Raw genomic sequence first — 22967 nt, 5'->3', positions numbered from 1 at the left:
TTTCCTAAGTGGGAGCCCATTAAGGGAGCTTAGTGTGCGAGCAATGAATCCGCGGAACGGGGGAGTGGATCATCACGATTTCTCGGACGGCAAAGCCAATGCACCGAGAAACGCTTTTGCCCACTTATCAACGTCGTGTGTGAGCACTTGTCGACGCAGCGCCCGCATTCGACTTCTGCCCTCGTCTTTTGACTGCGTAAGAGCTTCTATCAGGGTGTCTTTGACACCATCAAGATCATGCGGGTTAACCAAATACGATTGCCGCAACTCCATCGCTGCGCCTGTGAACTCGCTCAGAAGTAACGCTCCACCAAGGTCGCTTCGGCACGCAACATATTCTTTCGCAACCAAGTTCATTCCATCACGCACAGGAGTTACCAACATCACATCAGCAGCAACAAAAAATGCAATCAATTCTGAGCGTGGAATTGGTCGATGAATGTAGTGCACCACCGGACGGCCAACTTCACCGTAGTCGCCATTGATGCGCCCAACATTGCGCTCAATCTCATCGCGCATCTGCATGTAATGGTCGACGCGCTCCCGTGACGGAGTAGCTAGCTGCACAAAAACATTGTCGGCAGGGTCAAGGCGCCCTTCGGCAAACAATTCGCTGAGCGCGAGCAGTCGGATGTTGATGCCCTTGGTGTAGTCAAGGCGATCGACCCCCAGCATGATCCTGCTTGGGTTACCGAGTTCCGCACGAATCTGCTTTGCGCGGGCACGAACCGACTTCGACTTCGCCAGCTCATCAATCTCCGAAGACGCAATAGAGATTGGGAATGCGCCCACCCGTACAACACGGAACCCGACATTGACCTCGCCGAATTTCGAACGAACCCCAATTTGGCCACGTGTCACCGTGTGCCCAGCGAGCTTGTTCGCGAGATACAAGAAGTTTTGCGCCCCACCCGGCAGGTGGAAGCCCACCAAATCAGCCCCGAGGAGTCCCTCGACAATTTCTGCGCGCCACGGCAGCTGCATAAAAATTTCGATTGGCGGAAACGGAATATGCTGGAAGAACCCGATCGTAAGGTCGGGGCGAAGCATCCGCAGCATCTTCGGAACAAGCTGCAGTTGATAATCCTGAATCCACACAGTGGCGTTGGGACGAGCAACCTTTGCGGTTTCCTCTGCGAAGCGGCGGTTCACCTTCACGTAGGCGTTCCACCACGACCGGTCATACACCGGTTTCACCACGACATCGTGGTAGAGGGGCCACAAAGTACCGTTCGAGAACCCTTCGTAGTAGTCAGCAATCTCTTGCGCTGACAACCGAACTGGGTACATCGACAAACCGTCTTCAACAATGGGTTCCACGTCGACGTCAGCAACACCTGGCCAGCCAACCCACGCGCCCTTATTGCTGCGCAAGACCGGTTCCAAGGCCGTCACAAGACCGCCCGGGCTGCGCTTCCATCGAGTGGTGCCGTCAGGCAATTGCTCTAGATCTACTGGCAAGCGGTTAGCAACGACAACGAGTTGAGAATCGTCGAGGTTGGCCTCGCGTGCATTTCTAGACGACATTGCAGACACCTCACTGGCTGGTTGGTCCGGCGCTGACGTCATATAACCAATGACGACTTCAGCCTCGTCGGTACTGACAATATCTGCTACACCGCTATTCGGCGCGCGCTGCCGGTGCAATCCCCAACATAGACAGCAATACCCGGCACTCGTCTGCGTCTTTGGCGTACGCGGCTACCACCCGCTGTGCTTGCCGCGCAGTTTCGTCGGCTAGTGGTTCAATCTCGTCGTCTGTGATGACGTCAGTGTTGGGGGCAGATTCGGCCATCGTTGTCCTCCGGTAGCTTCTTCATCAACATTAATGTGGCGTGCGCAACACGCCGCTATCATCATGGCGGCGTCACATGCGTTATACAGCATGACCGACAAGTTTGATGATTGCGACTTTGTGATGTCTAACCACCATTCTGCCAGCCGCAACTGCGTTAGTGTCGGCTGTACAGCGCCCACAGGAGGTGATATGACAGCAACGCCTTCGAATCAGAACGCGCAATCCACGCGAGGGCGCGCAATTCTGCCGCGCGTGTTTCGGCGAAACCGAGTCCTATTTCCCCTTGGCGTGGCGTTTCTTTGCCTCTTTCACATCGCGGAAACTCTTGTTCCCATTGCAATCGGATTGCTCATCGATCGGGTTATTCGCTCGGCGGACACAGATGCGATGCTCGAATACGGCGCACTGCTCATTGGGTTGTTCGTCACAATTGTTGTGGCGTGGCGATTCGGTAGCAAAATCATCCGAAAAGTAGTCGAAAACGAAGCCCACCGCCTGCGGCTTGAACTTGTTGCACGAGTGCTCGACCCGCGGGGGATGCGCCGCCGGGTCCGAATAGGCGAACTCCTCAACATCACCACACATTCCGCTGATCGCACCGCCAATGTTCTGGGAGTTCTCGCTCGCACGGCTGGTGCGTTTACAGCAGCGGCAGTCGCCATCGTCGCGCTCCTCGTTATTGATCTTGCGCTGGGAATCGTGGTGATCGTCGCAACACCGATAATCCTGGGGGCCCTCAACCGTGCCACCCCAACGCTGACCAAACATGCCTCCGCCCAACAATCGGCTGGCGGATGGGCATCAGCGCTCGCAACTGACCTTGTGAGTGGGCTTCGGCCGCTGCGCGGGATTGGCGGCGAAGAAATGGCTGCGCACCGCTACCGAACACAAAGCAGAATTGCTCTTCGTGCAGCTACCAGGTCTGCCCGCATCAACGGCGTGTACACAGGTGCGTCCCACACCGCCAACGGCATCCTCGCCGTTATCGTGGCAGGCTACGGCGGCTACCTCGCTCTGGCAGGGACCATCAGCGTCGGAGAACTCATCGCCGTAGTCGGCCTATCCCAGTACCTCCCAGGACCGCTGGGAACTCTCGCCGCGACGCCACGCAATGTTGCAGTGGCACGCGCCGCAGCGAGGCGAGTCTCGGCAGTCCTTGGTGCGGACTACGTCCTCGACACCCGCACCCACGACCTCCCGCCGGGACGACGCGACCTTCACATCAACAATCTCTCCTACAAGCGACTCAACGGGTTGTCTCTCACAGCCTCGCCAGGAGAACTCATCGGCATCGTTGCGTACAACCCACACGACGCAGAAACCCTTGTCGAAGTGATCGCCGGTCAAGTTCCACCAACCGAGTACACCGGTCAAGTGAAAATAGGCGATGTGGATCTGCACAACATTGACGCAGAACAAGCGCGCAGTGCACTCATCGTCGAACCCCACCGCACCGACCTATTCACAGGAACAATCGGCACCAACGTGACGGCAGGACGCCCCGACGCAAGACCAGACCACATCACACGCGCCTTGGCAGCCTCGGCAGCAGACGACGTTGTTAACCTCCACGACGATGGCCTCGATCATCCAGTTACGGACCGCGGCGAGAGCCTATCGGGTGGCCAGCGGCAACGCATCGCCCTCGCGCGCGCACTTGTGGCAGCGCCGTCAGCGCTCGTCCTCCACGACCCCACCACCGCTGTGGACGCCGTCACCGAAAACATCATCGCCGAGGGGCTGACACACTTCCGGCACCTTGGCACACCGCGAGCGCACACCACCGTCGTCATCACTTCCAGCCCAGCGCTGCTGTCGCACTGTGACCGGGTGGTCGTCCTCAAAGACGGCCAGATCGACACGACCGACACTCACGAGAATCTCGTACAGAACAGCGAACAGTACCGTCGGGCGGTGCTCCGATGACTGCAAAAACACGAACTCCGGGCCTGCCCATCGCGACGACGAAACAAGCGGCCCTATGGATCCGATCCCAACTCGCACGTGAACCATGGCGCGCAGCGTTAGCCGTACTCTTCGCCGTTGTCGGAGCAGCCGCCATTCTGGTGCCCGTCTACGTTCTCGGGCGCCTCGTTGACGACGTCCTCGCGGGCGCGGACACTTCCGTCATTGGCGCGGTGATCGTCCAAATACTTCTCGCTGCACTCGCCGCTGGAGTCCTCGCCGGAGCCGCCAACTACCTCATCAGCAAAGTCGGCGAAACAGTCCTCGCGAACCTCAGAGAGCGGGCACTCGAACACGCACTATTGTTGCCACTTCCCGTTCTCGAAAAAGCAGGCAAAGGCGACCTCCTGTCGAGAATCAACGAAGATGTTGCAGCGATCGCCAAATTCGTCAGCAATGTTTTACCGGCCGCAGTATTTTCGCTCACTCTCGTCGCGCTCAGCTACGTCGCGATTTTCTCAATCGACTACAGAATCGGCCTCGGTGCCTCAATAGCCGTGCCATTCGGGCTCATCGTGCTGTGGGTATACCTGCCCCGAGTCGGGCCCACAATCGCGGCCGAACGCGTCGCCATGTCAGCACGGTCGCAAGCCCTCGTATCGGGCATGCAAGGCTTGCCCACGGTGCACGCCTACGGGCTCGAAAACGATCAGCTAAACCACATCGACGCCGCCTCACAACGGGCCCGCGCGCGGATCCTCAGCAGCACCCAAGGGCTATCCCGAGTCGTCTCAGCCGGAAAAATTGTCCAGTACATCGGCTTGGCCGTCGTGTTCTACATCAGCTTTGTGCTCATCCGAGACGACCAACAAATCACCGTCGGCGAAGCAACGATCGTTGCGCTACTTTTCTACCGCTTGTTCGCGCCCATGCAGAACCTGCTCTTTTCGTTCAACGAAATCCAAGCCGCCGTTGAAGGAATCCGCAGACTCGTCGGGCTCATCAACAGCGAAATGGTGCGCGAAAAAGGGTCAGGCACCGAACCCCAAGGCGCTGGGCTCGAACTCGAGAACCTCCAATTCAGCTACGACGGCCACACCACAGTCCTCCACGACGTGAGCATCTCCATCGCCGAGGGCGAACGCGTCGCACTCGTCGGATCCACCGGTGCAGGCAAAACAACAGTCGCCGCCATCGCCGCCGGAACACTGAAGCCAGATCGTGGCCAAGCAAAAATCGGCGGTGTCGACCTCAGCGAACTGGGCTCCAAAACACTCCGTAAACACGTCGCCATCATCAGTCAAGAAGTGCACGTGTTCTCCGGACCACTGTTTGAAGACCTACGCCTAGCCAACCCCTTCGCAGACCACGATGCCCTGCATAACGCGCTCCACACGGTCGGCGCTCTGCACTGGGTTGAGAACCTCCCAGAAGGAATTGCCACCATGGTCGGGGAGGGCGGTTACCAACTCACGGCAGCGCAAGCACAACAAGTCGCCCTTGCGAGGCTTGTCCTCGCCGACCCCGCTGTCGCCATACTCGACGAAGCAACAGCTGAAGCAGGAAGCGCCGGCGCACACGAACTCGAACACTTCGCCTACGAAGCAACACAGGGCCGCACAGCCCTCATTGTTGCGCACAGGCTCACCCAAGCTGCACGCGCCGACCGGGTCGTGGTTCTTGAACGGGGCCGCGTCATCGAAGACGGCCCCCACGCAAAGCTCCTGAAAAGCAAAGGGCGCTACGCAGAACTGTGGTCAGCGTGGGAAGGGCGAGCAAAAGACAGCGTTAACGACGACGACATCGAGGCACAACAGGCCGGAACGTGATTGAGGTGATCAATATCCCCGCACGAATACCGACCTTGTTTGCCCATTGATGGCGAACAACAGATAAGCTGCCACAAGCAGCAGGACCTGGACCCGAACAATTCGCGTACTGGTTAAGCAACACAGGCGAAGCGGCAACACCGCCGCATACGGCACTGGATGCAGAGTGAGGATAGATGAGCACTAATCCGTTTGACGACGAAAATGGCCGCTTCTACGTGCTGATTAATGACGAAGAGCAGCACTCACTGTGGCCATCTTTCGCAGACGTTCCCGCTGGCTGGCGCATCGTTTTCGGCGAAGAAAGCCGCGCAGCCTGCCTCGAATACGTCGAGAAGAACTGGACAGACCTTCGCCCCAAGAGCCTCCGCGACGCAATGGCAGCGGACGCCGACGACGAAGACGAGTAAACCAAGTAATGTGGGCGCCTCCTAACTGGGGGCGCCCACATTGCTGTTTGGTGGGTGTCTACTGGTCGTCAACTCGATCAGACTCACGCAACCCGGTCGCGGCGAGGGCATCCTCAATGGTGGCGTGGCGGAACATTGACGTCACCTGATCATCGACGACCCGAAACGCCGACGCACCCTTAATCACATCTTTTTCCGATGCGCCGTGGAAGATCTTTTCCTCCACCACAACAACACCATCATGTGCGTAAATGCGACCCGGCACGTACGACTCATCGCCGCTGGCCGCCCACTCCTTAAGGGCGGCAATGCCTTGTCCCACCTGTTCCGGTGTGATGATTTCAATGTCGTCGCTCGACAGGTCTAACAGGGTGTCGAACTCGCTCGAATTTAACGCCTCATGCCAGGCGAGGACTGTGGCCATCTCTGACGTGCTCATGTTCCTAACGCTAGTACGTAAAGCGTCGGGCGGCAGCACCAATGAGGTGAGTCTGGTGTTGGGGCTGGAAGATTTTCTTCGATCGACACCGGTGACCACCCGATTCGGCAACTTGGGTAGTTAACCGCTACTATGGCTTCTGGCTTCACTATGGGGCTGATGCTGGCGTGGCGCAATTGGTAGCGCACCCGACTTGTAATCGGGCGGTTAGGGGTTCAAGTCCCCTCGCCAGCTCTTAAGAGTCGCGACAACTTTCGGGTTGTCGCGACTTTTTTGTTGTGCGCCGGTCGTGTGCTGTGGTCTGCGCGGGGCCGGTCGTGTGCACAAACTCGCAGATTTGCGGGTGCTGAGGCGCTAGTTTGTGCACACAACCGAGAAGCCAAGTCCCAGCTGCGCTATTTTTCTGCTTGGGCGCCGGGGAAGCTGTTGGGGTAACGGCGCAGCACCGCAGACGCATAGGGTTCGAGCGCGCTGTGCAGGGGAGTCGCAAAAGCATCTGGGGTGAGCTTGGGTGTGGGGACATCCTTGATCGTGCTGAGGATCGCGGCAATCGAGGTGAATACGACGGGAGTGTAGGGCTTACGAGTGCCCTTTGGTCGCGATACTTCCGCGTCGAGCGTGATGTCGTGGAGATGCGCAAAATCGCGCAGCGCCGTTCGCAGCGGACCGTTGTCGACACCGGGAAGTGCGGTGACACTCCAGGTAAGAAGCGTCTTCAAGGTTGGGTTCCAAGCCTGCTTGCGCTCCTCGTGGACGACGGTGAGATACATCATCGCGGGCAGCAACAGGTGTGCTGCGTGGGCGACGATGGCTGGTCGTTGGTAGCTCTTGCGGGCCTGCTCATCCCACAGCAGTGCGATGCTGATGTCGGCGACAGCGGTGATCGGATCGTAGGGGAGTGACATGCTCGTCGATCGAGCTTCATCCCACTGGAACTCTGATTCGCGGATCTTCCCGGTGGTGGCAAGCAACGCGCCCAGTTCAGCTTGGCATTTGGCGAGGAGCCGGAAGGTCTTGCTGTGCTCTAGGACTTGTGCAGCTTGCCCGTAAAGTTTGATGGCCGTTTTCGTGTCGCCGGTAGCTGCGTGTGCAGAGGCGAGTCGCATGGCGCACTCGCCCGCTTCGCCTGCTCGTTTCGCGCTCATCAGCGCAGTGAGCGCCTCCTTGTAGTGCTGACGAGTTTGATCGTCGGTGAGGGCGTATGTTTCGGCAAGTTTGATGTGGGCTTTCGCTAGCCACAGGGCAGCCTTCTTGCTGCGGAATGTACCGAGCGCCGCCTGGAAGTGGCGACGTGCCGCGTCGATGTTGCCCTGGTTTTGGTACACCTCACCGAGGTGGTGTTCGGCGACGGCGAGTTCCGCGTCGTTGTCGACCTCGCGGAAAAGCTTGGTGGCCGTGCGAAACGATGTTGCTGCGTCGTCGTATTCTTTGCGGCGCAAAAGTGCTAGGCCAATGGCCGATTCGCTGAGCGCTAGGTAGTTGGTGTTGTCGCTGCGTCGTGCGTGGCCGCGTTCTGCTCGTGCGTCTGCGTGGAGTTGATCAAACTCCCGAGTGGCACTCCACCGTTGCCACAAGGCGCGTGACGTCGCGATTACGGTGTCGTAGTCGTCTTTGGACCTGGCTTCGCTTCGGCGAGTGAGGAGATCGGAGAGCGATTCGGCTTGCGGTGGCGCGTCGCTCATCTGAGGCCTCCTGAATAGCGGTTCGTGAATGAGTGGGGTCGTTGCGCATGCGCACGTGTCACATAGGGCAGGATAGCGGGTGACGAGGAGGTGTTGTGGTGAGCGAATTTTCGTTGCACACATCGGGTGGGGACATGACCGCGTATCTTTTCCACCCTGAGTCCAGTTCAGGTCCGCTGCCCGGGGTGGTGGTCGTTCACGATGCGATTGGTTTGTCGGATGACACCAAGGACATCTGTCAACGCGTCGCGGACCAGGGCTACGTCGTGGTCGCGCCGGATCTGTTTTCCCGCGGCGGCGATTCAAGGATCGGCAAGATGCGCTGCGTGCGCCGGGTGTTCAAGGATCTGATTGCGCGCCGAGGGCAAGCCGTTGACGATCTGCTCGCGGCTCGCGAGTTTTTGCTGCAACGCGACGACTGCACGGGCGCTGTTGGCATCGTGGGGTTCTGCATGGGCGGTGGATTCGCTCTTGTTATGGCGCCCAAAGGCTTTGATGCGAGCGCACCCTTCTATGGTGTCGTGCCGAAGGGATTGCACGAAGCCTTGGATGGTGCTTGCCCGGTAGTGGCGAGCTTCGGTAAACGCGATCCTCTGTTGCCGCGCGGCGAGAAGCGCCTGGTGAAGGCACTTGAAGCGCATGGTGTGGAGTACGACGTCAAAACGTATCCGGGTGTGGGACACAGTTTCGTCAACAAACTGGACTATGGCCCGGCGACGCCTCTGCTCAAAGTGACAGGGTTTCACTACGGCGCAGAGGCGGCAGACGATGCCTGGAAACGCGTCTTCGCGTTCTTCGACAAGCACCTCAGCGTGTAGGCCACGGTGCTGTGACGTCTTTAGGATCCGAAGAAGCCGAGGATGGATTCGGAGGCACCACCGACGGCAACTGGGCCAATCTGGCCGGTGTGTAGTTGCTCACCAGGTACATCGCACCACCAGGAAACCGTGTGGATCCCGCCGCTCACAAAAGGAATCTGCTGCGTAGTCGTTCCTTGAGGAGCCACAAGTACAACCGGTGGCCACCCAAACGACGATAGTGGTGTGCTGAAGAAGTGGACGAGCGCACCACAGCTAGCCGGTTCGTTGCTTGGGTTGGTGAATGTGACCGCGACGGTGTTTTCGCCGTCACCCTTCGCCTCGGCGGTGGGTGCTGCTGCGCTTAACGCGGGGGCCACAAAAAACAGTGGTGCTGCAATAGCGGTGGCGAGCGTGGCCCGCACAGCATGTCGGTTCATGATGGCGTCTCCCTGGTGTTTCTAGACGGGTGTCAGAAACGATCCTAGGGCGAGAGGCACGGTGGGGCAGTGGGTTTGACCAAGAGGGTTAAACCGAGAGCGCATTAAGCGGGGTCGCCCGAGATGCTGAGCGGTACTGGTGCCGTCGCGACTGCTCGTGGTTTGCGGCGGCGGCCCGGCAGCATGGAGACAAGGTCACCGACGGGGCTGACTGCGCCGTTAACAATCCCCATCGCATCTTGCAGCGCACCAACGCTATTAGCGAGCAAGTCAAGGCTAGGGCCGAGGCGGTCGAGGCTGTCGGACAACGAAATCAGCTGGTCAAGTGTCCCGCCTTGCTTAAGCACGCGTTCGACAGAACTGTTCTCCGACAGCAGGTTGTCGAGAATGCCGTTCTTTTTCAGGAGGTTCTCCAACGGCCCTTCAGGCTGAATGAGGCGTTCGAGTGCTCCATCTTTTTCGAGGATTTTGTCGAGTAGTCCGTCGCGTTCGATGAGCCGCTCGACAAGGCCGTCCTGGGCTAGAAGTCGATCGAGGATGCCGCCCGGTTCGCTGAGACGATCAAGCACTCCATCGCGAGCCATGAGCCGCTCAACCGGGCCTTCGGGGTCGAGCACGCGGCCGAGCACGCGGTCGTCTGACGCACTGTCGGACACGCGTTGCAGCAGTTCAAGTGGCCCACGGGGGTCAATGAGGCGCAGGACATTGTTCGCTTCGGCAGCCGCAGTGGACGCCGTGTCTGTGGCAATCTCAATGACGGCGCCCGTTGCGGCGATACCTACGCGCGCGGGTACGGCTACTAATGCGAACAAGTTCATGACCGAATAGTAGTTTTTGCCCGCTCACCGCGCTGTAGTGCAGCTCTCGATGTGACGTACGTAATGCAAACGGCTTTACGGAAGCTACGGTGCTTTCGAAGTTACGGTGTCACCGAAGCCGAGGTCCCGCAGAGCTGCGCGAAGTTTGTCCGCCGCAGCATCCATTTCCGCATCGACTCCAGGTTTGGCGAGCGACAGATCGAAATCTTGAATCGACCATGCGGGAAACACATGGAGGTGCAGGTGTGGCACCTCGATCCCCGCGATGAGCAGTCCTGCGCGTGGTGCATCCCATGCTTTGCGGACGCCTTGGCCGATCTTCTGGGCAACTTCGGTGCACCGCGCGAACAACGCGGGGTCGACGTCTTGCCACTGATCCACTTCTTGGCGCGGAACTACGAGGGTGTGGCCAGGCGCGACCGGTGCAATGGTGAGGAACGCCACGACATCGTCGTCGGCCCAAATGAAGCGGCCAGGGATTTCCCCGGCAATGATTTTGCTGAACAGGGTTGCCATGTGTTGAGCATGTGGCATCGGAAGCAGATTCGCCACTACCAGAGTCGGGTTGTCGGAAAAACGGCGTCCCGATGTCTCGATTTGGAGTCTGACGACGTAGGCTTGGGAACCGTGCGAGTTCTCGTGATTGGTTCCGGTGCCCGTGAACATGCCCTACTGCTGGCGCTGAGGCGCGACCCGGCGGTGACGGATCTGTTGTGCGCCCCAGGCAACGCAGGTACGGCCGCTGTGGCTGAGCAGAGGGATGTTGACGCCGCATCCACAGATGACGTTGTAGCGCTAGTGCGTGACTGGACCCCAGACCTCGTGGTTGTGGGGCCGGAGGTTCCGCTTGTGCTCGGTGTTGCCGATGCTGTGCGCAAGATTGGTGTGCCATGTTTTGGTCCGTCCGCAGCAGCAGCTCAGATCGAAGGTTCGAAGGCGTTCGCTAAAGACATCATGGCCGAGGCCGGTGTCCGAACAGCGCGAGCTGAAATCGTGGATTCACCTGCCGCGCTCGACGCCACCATGGATCGATTTGGTCCCACCTGGGTGGTTAAGGACGATCGCTTGGCTGGAGGCAAGGGCGTCGTCGTCAGTGCTGATCGCCTGGTTGCGCGCGATCACGCCGCTGAACTGCTTGAAAAAGGCCACCCGGTGTTGTTCGAGTCGTTCCTCAACGGCCCGGAGGTTTCCCTGTTCTGTCTCGTCGACGGCGAGACTGTAGTTCCGCTGGCTCCGGCGCAAGACCACAAGCGGGTGGGGGACAACGACGCTGGCCCCAACACCGGCGGAATGGGTGCCTACGCACCGTTGCCGTGGCTGCCTGAGGGCATGGTTGACCGGATCGTTCACGAGGTTGTGGAACCGGTAGCGAAGGAAATGGTCGAGCGCGGCTGCCCCTTCAGTGGGCTTCTCTACGCAGGCCTCGCAATCGATGATGAAGGCCCAGCTGTGGTGGAGTTCAACTGCCGTTTCGGTGACCCAGAAACACAGGTTGTTCTCGAACTTCTCGATACCCCGCTCGCGGGTCTATTGCACGCAACAGCTACTGGTGAACTCGGTAACGTCGCGCCGCTGAAGTGGAAAGACGGCAGCGCGGTCACCGTAGTGCTCGCCGCTGAAAACTACCCTGCCTCACCTCGCACGGGTGACGTCATCACAGGCGCAGATATCGACGGAGTTCTCCACGCCGGTACCGCTCGCAACGCTGACGGCGACCTCGTCTCAGCGGGTGGCCGAGTGCTAAGCGTGGTCGGGTACGGCGCGGATCTCGACGCAGCGCGGGCTGACGCCTACGACAAGATCAGCAAAGTCACGTTGCGCGGTGGGCACTTCCGCACCGACATCGGGCGTGCAGCAGCTGAGGGGCGCATTTCCCTCTGATACCGCTACGGTGAAGAGGTGCGCATTTCTGACAGGTCCGCCATCGCCCCGTTCTACGTCATGGATGTGTGGCGGGCGGCGGCCGAACGCCAACGGACCCACGGAGATGTGATCGCTCTGGCGGCAGGGCAGCCCTCAACGCCCGCGCCCGCTCCGGTGCTTCGAGCCGCACACAATGCGGTGACATCGGAGGTGTTGGGATACACCGAATCAACCGGGATTCGCCCGTTGAAAGAAACGATCGCCGACTATTACCAGCGCCGCGTCGGAGTGACGGTTAGCCCCGACGATGTCGTCATCACCACAGGCTCATCCGGTGCGTTCACGGTGCTGTTCCTCGCAGCGTTTGATGTCGGAGACACCGTCGTCATGGCCCGGCCCGGCTATCCCGCGTACCGCAACGTGCTCCAAGCCCTCGGTTGCCGTGTGCACGAACTGGACTGCGGGCCGGAAACACGATTCCAACCCACCGTGGCGCAACTTGAGGCACTCGAACAACCGCCCGCCGGGCTGATTGTGGCCAGCCCTGCCAACCCCACCGGAACTATCATCGATGCTGATGAGCTCGCCGCAATTGCCCAATGGTGTGACAAACACGGAACCCTGCTCATCTCTGACGAGATCTATCACGGCATCAGCTTCGGCGAATACACCGAGTCCTGTGCGCGGGCCTCGTCACCCAACGCCGTCGTCATCGGATCAGTGTCAAAATACTTCTCCATGACGGGGTGGAGACTCGGATGGATGATCATCCCCGAACGCTACCGGGACGTCACCAACAGGCTCGCGAGCAACCTCACCGTCTGCCCACCCGCCGTGTCCCAGTACGCCGCCATGGCCGCATTTTGCGACGAATCACTGGCCGAACTCGACGGACATGTCGCCCGATATCAACGCAACCGCGACATCCTTATCGACGGACTGAGGGACTGCGGGATTACCCAATTCGCACCAGCCGACGGGGCGTTTTACCTCTACGCCGACATCTCAGAATTCACTAACGACTCCACGCGATGGAGTGCCCAACTGCTCGACAAGACCGGTGTCGCAGTAGCTCCAGGAATTGATTTCGACACCGTCCACGGCCACACCAGCATCCGCTTATGCTTCGCTGGAAGCACCTCTGACATGCACGCAGCTATCGACCGCATGTCGCCGCTATTGCAGATCGATGCGGGGCGTTGAGAAACAGTCTTGGTCGCAGCAGCTGATGACGGTGAGGCCGTATTGGTCCGCTAGGTCGGCAACTTAGGGCAGCCGATTCGTGCGGATCGCGTTGGCTGCGTCAGCCGCGCAATGCGCTCTCGACGTCGGGGTACGACGCTGGCACGTACCCGCCACGTGCCTGCTCGCCGCGCACAAGCTCTCCCGTACCAGTCTCGGCGGTGCCCAGCACACCCCACGGGTCCACGATCCGCACGTCGTGACCATCGAGGTTGAGACGCCGGATTCCCTCAAGCACCGAACGCCTCGCGATATCGTTGGCGCGGTGTACGCGGTCTAAGTCGACGATGACGGGTGTGTCGCCTGGTGGTTCTTTTGCGAAGACGCGTAGCACTTGCTCACCCTCACTGAAGTGGAGGTCGCCCATGATCTCGTGCACCGTGGCACCGTCGCGCTCAATCCGACGCGACACCGAACTAGAGGTTTCAGGTCCAGCCATGAGGTGTAGACCCAAGTCGCGGTTCATGCGCTCGAACAGGCGCACGCCGCGCGAGCTATTACCGTGTGCGTCGAGGCGGGGCGAGAACACGGCTATACCGACCTGGCCGGGCAGCACGCCCATAAGGCCCCCCGCCACGCCGCTCTTGGCGGGTATCCCAACAGAGGTAAGCCAATCACCCGCGGAGTCGTACATGCCACACGTCGCCATCACGCTCAGCACCTGCCGGTTCACATCGGAGTCAATAACCTGATCGCCGTTAGGTGTCCTGCCACCGGCAGCGAGGACCGACGCCATCCGCGCGAGGTCGCGCACTGTAACTGAGACGGAGCATTGCCGGGTGTAGCCTCGCACGACATCAGTGGGGTCGCCGTCGAGTGTTCCGGCGGTGCGCAGCATGTAAGCGAGCGCCATATTCCGGTCAGCCTCAGAAAGCTCGGACTCGAAGACATCCTCCGCAATCGTCAGCGGTCGTCCCGCAAGGCGACCGTATAGCTCGAGGATGCGCTCGACGCGCGCTTCGGCGTCGTCGCCACGAACGAGCGCGTGAGATGCGATGGCTCCAGCGTTGATCATCGGGTTTCTTGGCTTGCCGGTGACGGGATCGAGGGATATCTCGTTGAAGGCGTCTCCAGATGGCTCGACATCGATGTGCTTGAGCACGACGTCGAGGCCCTGGTCGGCAATCGCCAGCGCGTACGTGAACGGCTTTGAGATCGATTGGATAGTGAACTCCACGTCGCAATCACCCGCGACGTACACCTCTCCATCGAGCGTCGCCATCGCGATCGCGAGTCGGTCAGGGTCGGCGCGTGCGAGCTCAGGGATGTAGGAGGCGACCTCGCCTGAATCCTCGCCGACCGTCTCGAGCAGCAGGTTGATGTAGTCGATGATGGGCGTCTGCATGCCGATCATATTGCCACCGGATTGCGCAGTCGGCTACCGCAAGAGTGCCCACGTTGAAGCGCTGCGCTAAGTGCTCGCCGAGGTCGTAATACGCGATTGCGGTTCTTTCGAGTTCGGCCTAGACAGGTTCTGGGACGAGCGGTGTGCACAATTCCTCTCGGCGAACCACATCCCAGTGGGTGCCAGGGTTAAGTTCTCGCACCGGAGGCGTTGCGCGCGGAGCTACGTGATCGGACCGTCGCTATCGCCGACCGCTACGAAGGCTCATCGCCGTAGTGAACCCGCGAGCCGTTTACGCCCCTCATGCGCCGCGAGCAACACCAGCCAGAACGCGGTAATCGGGATGACGAACCACAGCATTGCGGCACCAAATGGCTCGAGCGCATCGTGGTCCGTGGCATCGAGCACGAGGTACCCAAGGTAAGCGGCGTAGAAGACAACAAAAACGCCGCCTTCCCAGCGGGCAATCGCGAGGCCCGTAAATGCGACGGGGAGCAGTACGAGCGCCACGGCGATCATGATCGGGATGTCGAACCCAACAGCACCAGGCGCGACTTCGATACCACTGGGTGCAATCACAGCGGTGATGCCAAGCACCGCACCGATGTTGAAAATGTTGCTACCCACAATGTTGCCCACAGCGATATCCACCTCGCCCTTACGCACAGCGATGACGGCCGTCGCCAGCTCCGGCAGCGAAGTACCAATAGCAACGACAGTGAGACCGATAACCAGGTCGCTGAGGCCAAACGCTGCGGCGATGCTGGTGGCGCCGTTGACCAATAGTTGTGCGCCGACAACAAGCAGTCCAACGCCGATCACCACAAGAAGCGTGCTCATGGCCGCTTGTTTTGCGCGCGAATCGGATTCAATAACTGGTGCGACGTCGTCCTCCACCTCCGGTCGGGGGGACCGTTGAGCCGACGTCACCGTGACCGCCAAGTAAATCAAGAGCATCACAAACAGGATGATTCCGTTGACACGGCTGATCGACCCGTCGAGCGCAACGACGAGCAGTACCACCGAGAACCCGATCATGATCGGAATATCAACCCGGATGATCTGGGACTTCACGATCAACGGAGCCATAAGGGCACCGACGCCGAGAATAAGGAAAATGTTGGCGATATTCGAGCCCACGACGTTACCAATGGCTAGCCCGGGATACCCGCTCAGCGCAGCACCAGTGCTCACTGCGAGCTCTGGCGCGGATGTCGCGAACGACACCACAGTGAGGCCGACAACAAGCGCAGACATACCGATGCTACGGGCAAGGGAGGTGGCGCCACGGACGAGGAACTCGCCGCCGCCAACGAGGAGAACAAAGCCTCCCACCAGGGATAACAGGGCAATAGCACTCACTGGGAAACGGTAGCACGAGGACTGTTCGGCGGCATGCTGACTTGTTGCCGGGGAACGCGCCGGGCGTCAGGAGTGAGGTAGCAGCATCGCCACAGTCAAGGTCCCTCCGCCCACGCTGCGGACCGAATGCGGGACCAGAGGGGCGAGATGCACGACCTGCCCAGGCTGAAGATCGACAGTACGGTCGGGCAGAGTGAACTCAAATGTTCCGTCGATCGCCGTGATAATCCCAGGATGGTGCACGGCATGCTCGCGCAATTCCTGACCGGGCCCAAACGTGAACGCCACAACCTTAGTGAATTCAGTATCGACAATAACGGCGGCACCCGGCCCTTTAGGTCGGGGAGTGGCAGCCGAAAGTGGATCGGCAATCACGTACTCGAACAGCGGAGGATTATCGGACGTGCCGTTTGGCTTACTCACACTTTGAGCCTAGCCCGCCTCACGCGGCCGAGAGAACGGTCAGAGTGGTGGTTGCTGGTTCACGCTGGTAGTGGTGGCGGCTCTGATCGTTAATTGGAGAATGGTGGAATGGCCTTTTTCGGCTAGGGGATTCGCTGGAATTGTTTTGGGGTGCGCGCGTTTATTTGTGATTTATTTCGAGACTGGAGGGCCTCAGGATGCAATTCATGTGAATGTGCGAATTGGTGGATTGTTTCGTATTTTTTGTTCAATTCGCCAGGGGTGTTTCTTGACTGAACGGAAACACGGCGGTCAAGCCCTCCCATGTCTGGCGAGGAGAAAATGCATGATGACATGCGCATATTTCTAATGGGTGTAAGCGGTTGGGGGTGATGATATTTCACGCGGCCGACGAATCCGGGTCTTCCGGAAGCTTAATTATTGCTTTGCGGTATTGCATACCGGGAATTATGGACAATTTTACAATTCGCCCAAAAGCAATAAATCGCGCGCTGGTGTTCAGTGTCACATTACGTATCTCACCAAAATAACAAAGCGATTGTTATGGTCTTTTCGGGTGCCGCACAATGGCTCCCAATCACCTTAACCAAGGAGAAAACAAATGTTGTCCACAATTCTTGCGCTCGCAACATTCGCCGGTAGTGTCGCAGACTTCGCCGGAAGCATTGCCGACCTAGACTTCGGCAGCATCACGGAGGCAGCAGGCAGCATTGCCGGAAGCTCCGACTCGCTCGCCGACGCAGACTTCAGCAGCCTCAGCGAGAGCTAAAACACTCGCGAGCCTCCCCTTGGTGACCATGTTGCCGAGGGGAGGTTTGCTGTTTAAGCGGCGCGGCATGACCGTCATTGCAAAGCTCTTGCTGCGGTAGTTGGCGGTGATTAACCGGCGGCATCAAAATCACGCCTGATCAGTGAGCGTGGGGTTGAAGAGAGGTCTCGCTAGGGCTGAGGTGGAAGTGTTGCCATCCAGTGTGCATCAGGCAATGACTCGACGTTCGGCCGATTCGCGGCTCGTGTAAAGAGTTCGGTGAATATGCCGTCACAGGCACCACTGTCGTGATTACCTAAAGGGCCCAACATTGATTAACGCGTAAGGAAAAAGTGTGAAGCGAACCCGAAGACTGTTATACGTGACGTTCACATCGTCGATTGTTCTGGCCGCCGTGGCTTGTGGGACAGATGACGAATCGGATCGGGTTCCTGCCACGACACCACCGACGACCACGTCAACCGAGATCGAAAGCGATGACGCGGACGGCCAGTCCGACGACGTAGATGAACCCGCTGAGAGAGTCGATAATGCCGGAGTTGCTCCGCGCCCAGAGAGCCGAAACCAAGCTCCTGCGCCCGCGCCTAACAGTGGGGGAAGAAGTCCCGTCGTCGTCGAAAACTCGGGACCCGCAGCACAGCAGAATACTGGTGATGCCGCAGCAGGAACCAGCGATGGTGATGATGTTGGCGATTCGCACAACGACAGCGGCGGCGACGAAGAGACCGCCGAAAGTGGTGGTGACAACGACGCCAGTAACGCAAACGATCCCGAGGACGAGGGCACCGATGATGGATCGGAACCCGATGATGAGGGCACCAGTGATGAAACGGGGAATTCGGGCGGTTCCAACGATGATGGCACCAACGGCGACAGCAACGGTGCCGACGGCAATACCGACGGGAACACCGCGAACAACAACGGGAACACCGGCGAGAACACCGGCGAAAGCAGCGAGAACACCGGCGAAAGCAGCGAGAACGGCGAGAACGGCGAGTCCGGTTCCAACGAGGGTGAGTAAAGCAGCGGCGAAGGCACTTCAACAATCGGTCGTCCGAAGCAACGCTGCGTAAATGGCTGTGCGCACCTGGCCTTCTTGCTGGGTGCGCACAGGGGCGACTTTGACGTCGGCTATTGGAGTCACGGAAACGAACCACGCATCGTGTCATGGAAACTGAAACTCAGCGAATGAGGCTTTTCCGGTCGGCTTAGCTTCGTCCATTTTCCGTTCGTGCAGCTGGTGAGTCTTTCTGCGTGCTGAAGGCCGTCGAACCCCGAATAGTGACCGTCTCGACGAAAATTGCAATGTGTCGGTCAGCGGTGTTGAAGAACCCAAGATGAGCCTGCGTTAGCCTTCTCCGATCCATGGAGGTGGGGTTGCCGGACGGTACTTCGGTGGCCATGCGAAACCCTCCATCGGCCCCCATGGTTCAGTGTCGCTGTCTGGCGGCATAATCGGATAGCCGTTTTCGTCCTTGGGTCTGCGACCCCGGGTCTGGGGATCACCGTTGTGGTAGTAGGCGTCTTCAAGGGCGTCGATACGACCGTGGTTCATATCGGACATAAGTTGCCGCTCAGGCTTTGGGCCGAACTCGGCTTTGAATGCCCAGTAGACACGTTTCCTCTCGTGGGACGCCGCAATCTCTTTGGCTGTGTACTTCTTAACTGGCATTTCCTCTCCTGAATTGAGGTGGTGATTCCCGTGTGAGCGATCGCCTACAGGTGTGATCGAGTGGCTTCGGCGATGGTGAGTCGGTGCGCGGCGACGAGGTCTGCTTGGTCGAGGCGCGATCCGATGTAACCGCCGGCTAGCACAAACGCGACTGGGGTTTCGTGTGCGCGGCACCAGTCGAACACGAGTTTTTCCCTCTGCGCGAGAATATCGTTGGTGATGCCGTTCAGTCCGCCGATGGCACAGTCTTCGTGTGGATCCATTCCGGCGTTGTATAGGCACAAGCTGTGCTGACCGGCCGCGTTGAGCATGTCGCGAACGGTCGTGAGGTAGTCGTCGGCGTCGTGGACAATCCGCAGGCGTGAATTGTCGGTATCTGTGTAGCGGTCGAAAGCACTGACGGACACGTCGACGTGCTCAATGCGTTCATCGTTGTTGACGAGCTCGGCGGTGCCGCCTCCGCAGTGAGCGTCGAGGTCAAGGATCATCACCGACTGTGCGGCACCCTCGTCGAGTAGTTTTTTCGCTGCGATGACGAGGCCGTTAAAGGTGCAGAATCCGCTGCCATGCTCACGTTTGGCGTGGTGCAGTCCCGATGATAGTGAGCCGCTGACACCGCCGGTGAGGGCTGCGTGTGCGGCGGCAACTACGCCGCCGTTAGATGCGAGCACCATGTGCCACAGTGCTGGATCCCATGAGAAGCCTTGCGTTTCTGCGAGCTGGGCAGGCTTGCCGGTGCGGACAGCATCGACGTAGTCCTCGCTATGGACGCGCAGCAGATCAGACTCGGCGAGGGGGGTGGGCTCAGTTAGAGTCAGTCCTGAATAGGGATTGCTGGTGAGTGAATCGGCGACCCATCCGGCCTTGCGTGTGGTGTCGAACCCGTGGGCTGCGCCAACGAAGTCTGGACTGTAGAAAACCTTCATGGTGATTCTCCCTGGGTGGTGTGTGGTGTGCAGTCGTCGGCGATGTCAGCGCGTTGGGCGTCGCTGAACTCGGGCATCATTGCCTGCGGATTGAGCGTTTTGTCGTACCGGTACCGGCGGACATTCGACGACACTGCGGTGAGTGCGTCGCGACTCTTTCCGCGGCTGTACGTGGCGGCTTGTTCACGCTTAATCCCGAGTCTGGCACCAACTTCGATGGCATCCTGATCGGCGCCGAGATACACAAACTGCCAGTCGTGGTTGTTTGTGGCGTCCTCAACGAGTTGTTTGACTATGGGCCAAGGCCATGCGCGACTGGCGTTTTCTGCCCCGTCGGTGAGGATTGCGATGATCACAGTGCCGGGCCGCTCGGAGTCGGGCATGTTCTCGATTTCGCTGCGGGTATCGGTGATGAGTCTGCCCATCGCATCAAGCAGTGCGGTCCTGCCTCGAGGGGATATGTGCAGCGCTGGCAAATCGTCTAAGGGCTGCCAGCTATAGGTGACTTCATAGGCGTGGTTGAACTGCGCCAAGGTGACCAGGCATTCACCTGTGGTGGTTCGCTGTTCCTCGGTGAAGGCGGCGAAACCGCCCTCGACATCGGTCTTGATGGTGTGCATGGAGCCGGAACGGTCGACGAGGAAAGTGATCAAGGTGCGGTTGGGGTTGGGCATGCGAAGCCTTTCAGCGGTTTTGTGGGTACAGCTGGGTCGCCGATTGACACCTCGGGACATGTGCGATCGGCGGCGCCGTTGTAGTCGAAAGCTGTACCAGCGCAGTGTGGTTTAGGAAGCGTGCGTGAAGCGCCGGTTGGACGGCGTGAATCTGTCGTTCATGCGGTGAATCTCCTGCGGTTGGGCCCACCGTGAACGGGGGCGTACTTGCCCATACTTCTCGTAGGGGCCGCTTCGGCATCCGAACCACCCGGGGAACGCTTTCGGGTTGGTGTGCGGCAAGTCGGAGCTTCGCGCCGCATCTCGTGAAGCTGTTAACATAGTAGCATCGACATTTAGTTCACAGCAAGCAAGGCGTGAAGTTAGTTCACAAAAGGATTAGGCGATTGAACGAGAATCCGAGAGTCTTGGTCACCCCGAGTGAAATCGCTGAGATCGCGGGCGTGTCCCGAGGCGCGGTCACTAACTGGCGCAAACGCCCCGTCAGCCCGCCATTTCCCCAACCTGCATCAGGCACACAAGGCAAACTTCTCTACGACAAAGCCGACATCATCGAGTGGCTCGACGCACGCAAACATGGCGACCAATCCGCAAGCACGCCAGACTCACTGTGGACTGCGCTGAACAAACTGCCCACAGCCCTACCCGCAACTGCCTACGGTGAACTCGCGCTCGCCCTGTGTTGCGCGCATTCACTGCGCTCCGGGGAACAAGCTCACGCAGACGACCCATTTGGGCAACTTCGTGAGCTCGCATCAGCAGCAACCGACCGCGACCCAGCCTGGACGATCGTCGCCGAAATCCTCAGTGAGCACCATGCATTCCTGGGCGAGAACGACAACGGCAAGGCGGTCATCGCCGCGCTCGACACAATCCCAGACACACAACTCTCCGACGCCGTCGACACCGTGCTGCACCGCATGGCCGGACCACTCGGGCGCATCGCCGGATACGGAATGAACGAACACGGTGTCACCGGGTCACGTATCGCCACACTGCTCGCTGCCCTCGCCAGCGATGCACGCGGCACAATCTACGACCCGGCTTGCGGCATCGGCGAAACCCTCACCGCCATCGCGAAAACGCGGACAACGGACCCGCAGCTCGGCGACGTTCGGATCATCGGACACGACATAAACGAAGACGCCATTCGCATAGCGCGCATGCGGGCCCTCCTGGTAGATGTACCCGCCACTTTCAATGCAACAGATGTGCTGAAAGAAGATCCCGACCCAGAGTTACGCGCCGACACGATTGTCTGCGAACCACCATTCGGCGTGCCCTGGGAACCCGCGATTTCCGACCAGAGATGGGCGTACGGAGTTCCCAGCCCCAAAAACGCCGACCTCGCTTGGATACAGCACGCCCTCGCGCATCTCACACCATCCGGCCGGGCGTACATCATCACTCCGCCGAGCACGCTTTATTCCGTCGTGCACGCACCCATCCGAAGTGCTCTTGTCAAACGCGGATGTGTTGAATCGATCATTCTGCTACCCCCAAAAATGCACCTGCACACCAGTATTCCGCTCGCGGTCTGGGTGCTACGTCAGCCCACAAACCCTGTCGACGCAGTGCTTTTCATCGACGCCAGTGACGTCACCACCCCTGAAAAGCACGCACACACGTGGCTCACAACGGGAAAAAGTGACGAAGCCGCGACAGCGCTCATCCCCATCGTCGACCTACTCGCCAACGATTCCATCCTCAACCCCCGACGGTGGACGACCCCACACACCGAAGCGCACCCTGAGACCGTCGTAGCCCGCTACCACGGCACTCACCGAACCCTTCACGCTGCGCTCGAAACACTCAATGAGACAACAACACCACAACTCGATGAACTCACAACGGTGCCGCGCATCACCACCATCAAGGAACTAGCCGAGCACGGCATCATCGCAATCGAACTCGGTAAACGGGCACCCACCAGCCAGTCGAACATCGTCACCGCTCGCGACATACGCGAAGGACTACCAGCCCAAAGCGGCCGCTCGGCAGGCAAAGACTGCACCCAGGCAGGTGACATCCTCGTCACCACAACACTGCCCATCAACGCGGTCATCGATCACCACGGCGGGCGAACCGTCGGTCCCAACGTCTACCGCATCCGCGTGAACGACACCCGCCAGTGCAACCCTGAATACCTTGCTGCCTGCCTCACCGGCAGTTGGAACACCCGATTCGCTACCGGCGGGGCAGCCCAGCGGATCAGTATCAGAGACCTCGAAATACCACTGGTCATGATCGACGAACAACACCGCGTCGCAGCCACAGTCCGACAGACACAGCAACTCGCCCAAAAAGCAGCCGCCGTCGCGCAAGCCGCAAGCGACGTCAGCAGCGCGATCCTCGACATGGCGCGATACGGGGCGAGTTGATCGCGAGCCTGCTTTAGCCGCTGGATGTGCAGGCTTGAGTGACCTCGCGGTAGGTGTCGACGAGGACCTCGGCTGCATGGTGTTTCGAGTTCAGCTGTGCCGTTGTCTGAAAGCTGCCCGCTGAAGTGGGGGAGGCAATCTTCATCCTTGGGGAACCGGTCGTGCTTGCGGTGCGTCCAACCTGGTGACCTG

At 59.5% G+C, this 22967-nt stretch carries 22 protein-coding genes, 1 tRNA gene and 1 riboswitch; of the genes, 10 read left to right on the top strand and 13 right to left on the bottom strand.

All coding sequences use genetic code 11. From position 1 onward, the window contains the following. Nucleotides 1-72: 72 nt before the first annotated feature. Nucleotides 73-1527: an alpha,alpha-trehalose-phosphate synthase (UDP-forming) gene (locus tag IEW73_RS14515; RefSeq protein WP_188676635.1), complete on the bottom strand. Its 1455-nt coding sequence runs from the start codon at nt 1525-1527 to the stop codon at nt 73-75. Nucleotides 1528-1621: 94 nt separating this feature from the next. Continuing rightward, nucleotides 1622-1795, bottom strand: coding sequence for a hypothetical protein (locus tag IEW73_RS14510; RefSeq protein WP_188676634.1), 174 nt, complete (start codon nt 1793-1795; stop codon nt 1622-1624). A gap of 192 nt (nt 1796-1987) precedes the next feature. Between IEW73_RS14510 and IEW73_RS14505 the strand changes: the two genes are divergently transcribed. The 3 genes from IEW73_RS14505 to IEW73_RS14495 all read left to right on the top strand — a co-directional run bounded on the left by IEW73_RS14505 (nt 1988) and on the right by IEW73_RS14495 (nt 5942). Further along, on the top strand, nt 1988-3724 hold the full coding sequence (locus tag IEW73_RS14505; RefSeq protein WP_188676632.1) for an ABC transporter ATP-binding protein: 1737 nt from the start codon (nt 1988-1990) through the stop codon (nt 3722-3724). Next, a complete protein-coding gene (locus IEW73_RS14500; protein WP_188676629.1) occupies nt 3721-5532 on the top strand; it encodes an ABC transporter ATP-binding protein in 1812 nt (603 codons plus the stop codon). The genes IEW73_RS14505 and IEW73_RS14500 overlap by 4 nt, the downstream gene beginning before the upstream one ends. 176 nt (nt 5533-5708) lie before the next feature. Further along, nucleotides 5709-5942, top strand: a complete 234-nt coding sequence (locus IEW73_RS14495; protein WP_188676626.1) for an MbtH family protein — start codon at nt 5709-5711, stop codon at nt 5940-5942. Nucleotides 5943-6000: 58 nt separating this feature from the next. Here IEW73_RS14495 and IEW73_RS14490 read toward each other — a convergent pair whose 3' ends face one another. Then, entirely contained in the window at nt 6001-6381 is a 381-nt protein-coding gene (locus IEW73_RS14490) for a nuclear transport factor 2 family protein (protein ID WP_188676623.1), read from the bottom strand. Nucleotides 6382-6542: 161 nt separating this feature from the next. Between IEW73_RS14490 and IEW73_RS14485 the strand changes: the two genes are divergently transcribed. Continuing rightward, nucleotides 6543-6615 (top strand) — tRNA-Thr (locus IEW73_RS14485). A 161-nt stretch (nt 6616-6776) separates the two neighbouring features. On the opposite strand, the gene IEW73_RS14480 is transcribed toward IEW73_RS14485, so the two are convergent. Continuing rightward, nucleotides 6777-8063, bottom strand: coding sequence for a tetratricopeptide repeat protein (locus IEW73_RS14480; protein WP_188676620.1), 1287 nt, complete (start codon nt 8061-8063; stop codon nt 6777-6779). 98 nt (nt 8064-8161) lie between these two features. Here IEW73_RS14480 and IEW73_RS14475 point away from each other — a divergent pair, with 98 nt between their 5' ends. Next, the gene (locus IEW73_RS14475; protein WP_372433643.1) at nt 8162-8881 is read left to right on the top strand and encodes a dienelactone hydrolase family protein; all 720 of its coding nucleotides are present in this window, start codon (nt 8162-8164) and stop codon (nt 8879-8881) included. Between the two features lie 20 nt (nt 8882-8901). On the opposite strand, the gene IEW73_RS14470 is transcribed toward IEW73_RS14475, so the two are convergent. The 3 genes from IEW73_RS14470 to IEW73_RS14460 form a co-directional block, all read right to left on the bottom strand. Beyond that, entirely contained in the window at nt 8902-9300 is a 399-nt protein-coding gene (locus IEW73_RS14470) for a hypothetical protein (protein ID WP_188676613.1), read from the bottom strand. A gap of 104 nt (nt 9301-9404) precedes the next feature. Then, nucleotides 9405-10118, bottom strand: coding sequence for an ABC transporter (locus tag IEW73_RS14465; protein ID WP_188676609.1), 714 nt, complete (start codon nt 10116-10118; stop codon nt 9405-9407). An 84-nt stretch (nt 10119-10202) separates the two neighbouring features. After that, entirely contained in the window at nt 10203-10634 is a 432-nt protein-coding gene (locus tag IEW73_RS14460) for an HIT family protein (protein WP_188676608.1), read from the bottom strand. A gap of 111 nt (nt 10635-10745) precedes the next feature. Here IEW73_RS14460 and purD point away from each other — a divergent pair, with 111 nt between their 5' ends. After that, nucleotides 10746-11999: a phosphoribosylamine--glycine ligase gene (gene purD / locus IEW73_RS14455; RefSeq protein ID WP_188676605.1), complete on the top strand. Its 1254-nt coding sequence runs from the start codon at nt 10746-10748 to the stop codon at nt 11997-11999. 60 nt (nt 12000-12059) lie between these two features. Further along, nucleotides 12060-13184: a pyridoxal phosphate-dependent aminotransferase gene (locus IEW73_RS14450; protein WP_241012740.1), complete on the top strand. Its 1125-nt coding sequence runs from the start codon at nt 12060-12062 to the stop codon at nt 13182-13184. A 100-nt stretch (nt 13185-13284) separates the two neighbouring features. Here the strand turns inward: IEW73_RS14450 and IEW73_RS14445 are convergent, their stop codons facing one another. The 3 genes from IEW73_RS14445 to IEW73_RS14435 all read right to left on the bottom strand — a co-directional run bounded on the left by IEW73_RS14445 (nt 13285) and on the right by IEW73_RS14435 (nt 16353). Then, the gene (locus IEW73_RS14445; RefSeq protein ID WP_188676598.1) at nt 13285-14568 is read right to left on the bottom strand and encodes a glutaminase; all 1284 of its coding nucleotides are present in this window, start codon (nt 14566-14568) and stop codon (nt 13285-13287) included. 264 nt (nt 14569-14832) lie between these two features. Next, complete coding sequence (locus tag IEW73_RS14440) at nt 14833-15930, bottom strand: calcium/sodium antiporter (protein WP_188676594.1); 1098 nt, start codon at nt 15928-15930, stop codon at nt 14833-14835. A gap of 66 nt (nt 15931-15996) precedes the next feature. Beyond that, complete coding sequence (locus IEW73_RS14435; RefSeq protein ID WP_188676581.1) at nt 15997-16353, bottom strand: cupin domain-containing protein; 357 nt, start codon at nt 16351-16353, stop codon at nt 15997-15999. A 601-nt stretch (nt 16354-16954) separates the two neighbouring features. On the opposite strand from IEW73_RS14435, the gene IEW73_RS14430 reads away from it, so the two are divergent. Next, entirely contained in the window at nt 16955-17122 is a 168-nt protein-coding gene (locus tag IEW73_RS14430) for a hypothetical protein (protein WP_188676579.1), read from the top strand. 361 nt (nt 17123-17483) lie between these two features. After that, complete coding sequence (locus tag IEW73_RS14425) at nt 17484-18143, top strand: hypothetical protein (protein ID WP_188676576.1); 660 nt, start codon at nt 17484-17486, stop codon at nt 18141-18143. A gap of 327 nt (nt 18144-18470) precedes the next feature. On the opposite strand, the gene IEW73_RS14420 is transcribed toward IEW73_RS14425, so the two are convergent. The 3 genes from IEW73_RS14420 to IEW73_RS14410 are packed head-to-tail and all read right to left on the bottom strand — an operon-like array spanning nt 18471 to nt 20394. After that, nucleotides 18471-18794 carry a hypothetical protein gene (locus IEW73_RS14420; protein WP_188676573.1) on the bottom strand — a complete coding sequence of 108 codons (324 nt, stop codon included), beginning with the start codon at nt 18792-18794 and terminating at the stop codon, nt 18471-18473. Between the two features lie 44 nt (nt 18795-18838). Beyond that, nucleotides 18839-19720: an arginase family protein gene (locus IEW73_RS14415; RefSeq protein ID WP_188676569.1), complete on the bottom strand. Its 882-nt coding sequence runs from the start codon at nt 19718-19720 to the stop codon at nt 18839-18841. Beyond that, nucleotides 19717-20394, bottom strand: a complete 678-nt coding sequence (locus IEW73_RS14410) for a vWA domain-containing protein (RefSeq protein WP_188676566.1) — start codon at nt 20392-20394, stop codon at nt 19717-19719. Before IEW73_RS14410 ends, IEW73_RS14415 begins: the two co-directional genes overlap by 4 nt. A 198-nt stretch (nt 20395-20592) precedes the next feature. Then, nucleotides 20593-20705: riboswitch (SAM riboswitch) on the bottom strand. Nucleotides 20706-20780: 75 nt separating this feature from the next. Here IEW73_RS14410 and IEW73_RS14405 point away from each other — a divergent pair. Further along, entirely contained in the window at nt 20781-22775 is a 1995-nt protein-coding gene (locus IEW73_RS14405) for an N-6 DNA methylase (RefSeq protein ID WP_188676563.1), read from the top strand. The last annotated feature ends 192 nt before the right edge of the window (nt 22776-22967 follow it).

Source organism: Hoyosella rhizosphaerae (genome assembly GCF_014643175.1).
In the GTDB taxonomy this organism is placed as follows: Bacteria; Actinomycetota; Actinomycetes; order Mycobacteriales; family Mycobacteriaceae; genus Lolliginicoccus; species Lolliginicoccus rhizosphaerae.
The sequence above is the reverse complement of the archived record's forward strand: the minus strand, read 5'-3'. Positions and strand labels throughout refer to the sequence as shown.

Coding starts and splice junctions, on each gene's coding strand:
- IEW73_RS14480 (WP_188676620.1), bottom strand. CDS start 8,063: ATGAGCGACGCGCCACCGCAAGCCGAATCGCTCTCCGATCTCCTCACT.
- IEW73_RS14465 (WP_188676609.1), bottom strand. CDS start 10,118: ATGAACTTGTTCGCATTAGTAGCCGTACCCGCGCGCGTAGGTATCGCC.
- IEW73_RS14515 (WP_188676635.1), bottom strand. CDS start 1,527: ATGTCGTCTAGAAATGCACGCGAGGCCAACCTCGACGATTCTCAACTC.
- IEW73_RS14445 (WP_188676598.1), bottom strand. CDS start 14,568: ATGCAGACGCCCATCATCGACTACATCAACCTGCTGCTCGAGACGGTC.
- IEW73_RS14450 (WP_241012740.1), top strand. CDS start 12,060: ATGGATGTGTGGCGGGCGGCGGCCGAACGCCAACGGACCCACGGAGAT.
- IEW73_RS14460 (WP_188676608.1), bottom strand. CDS start 10,634: ATGGCAACCCTGTTCAGCAAAATCATTGCCGGGGAAATCCCTGGCCGC.
- IEW73_RS14490 (WP_188676623.1), bottom strand. CDS start 6,381: ATGAGCACGTCAGAGATGGCCACAGTCCTCGCCTGGCATGAGGCGTTA.
- IEW73_RS14430 (WP_188676579.1), top strand. CDS start 16,955: ATGTTGTCCACAATTCTTGCGCTCGCAACATTCGCCGGTAGTGTCGCA.
- IEW73_RS14415 (WP_188676569.1), bottom strand. CDS start 19,720: ATGAAGGTTTTCTACAGTCCAGACTTCGTTGGCGCAGCCCACGGGTTC.
- IEW73_RS14505 (WP_188676632.1), top strand. CDS start 1,988: ATGACAGCAACGCCTTCGAATCAGAACGCGCAATCCACGCGAGGGCGC.
- IEW73_RS14495 (WP_188676626.1), top strand. CDS start 5,709: ATGAGCACTAATCCGTTTGACGACGAAAATGGCCGCTTCTACGTGCTG.
- IEW73_RS14470 (WP_188676613.1), bottom strand. CDS start 9,300: ATGAACCGACATGCTGTGCGGGCCACGCTCGCCACCGCTATTGCAGCA.
- IEW73_RS14500 (WP_188676629.1), top strand. CDS start 3,721: ATGACTGCAAAAACACGAACTCCGGGCCTGCCCATCGCGACGACGAAA.
- IEW73_RS14410 (WP_188676566.1), bottom strand. CDS start 20,394: ATGCCCAACCCCAACCGCACCTTGATCACTTTCCTCGTCGACCGTTCC.
- IEW73_RS14420 (WP_188676573.1), bottom strand. CDS start 18,794: ATGCCAGTTAAGAAGTACACAGCCAAAGAGATTGCGGCGTCCCACGAG.
- IEW73_RS14510 (WP_188676634.1), bottom strand. CDS start 1,795: ATGGCCGAATCTGCCCCCAACACTGACGTCATCACAGACGACGAGATT.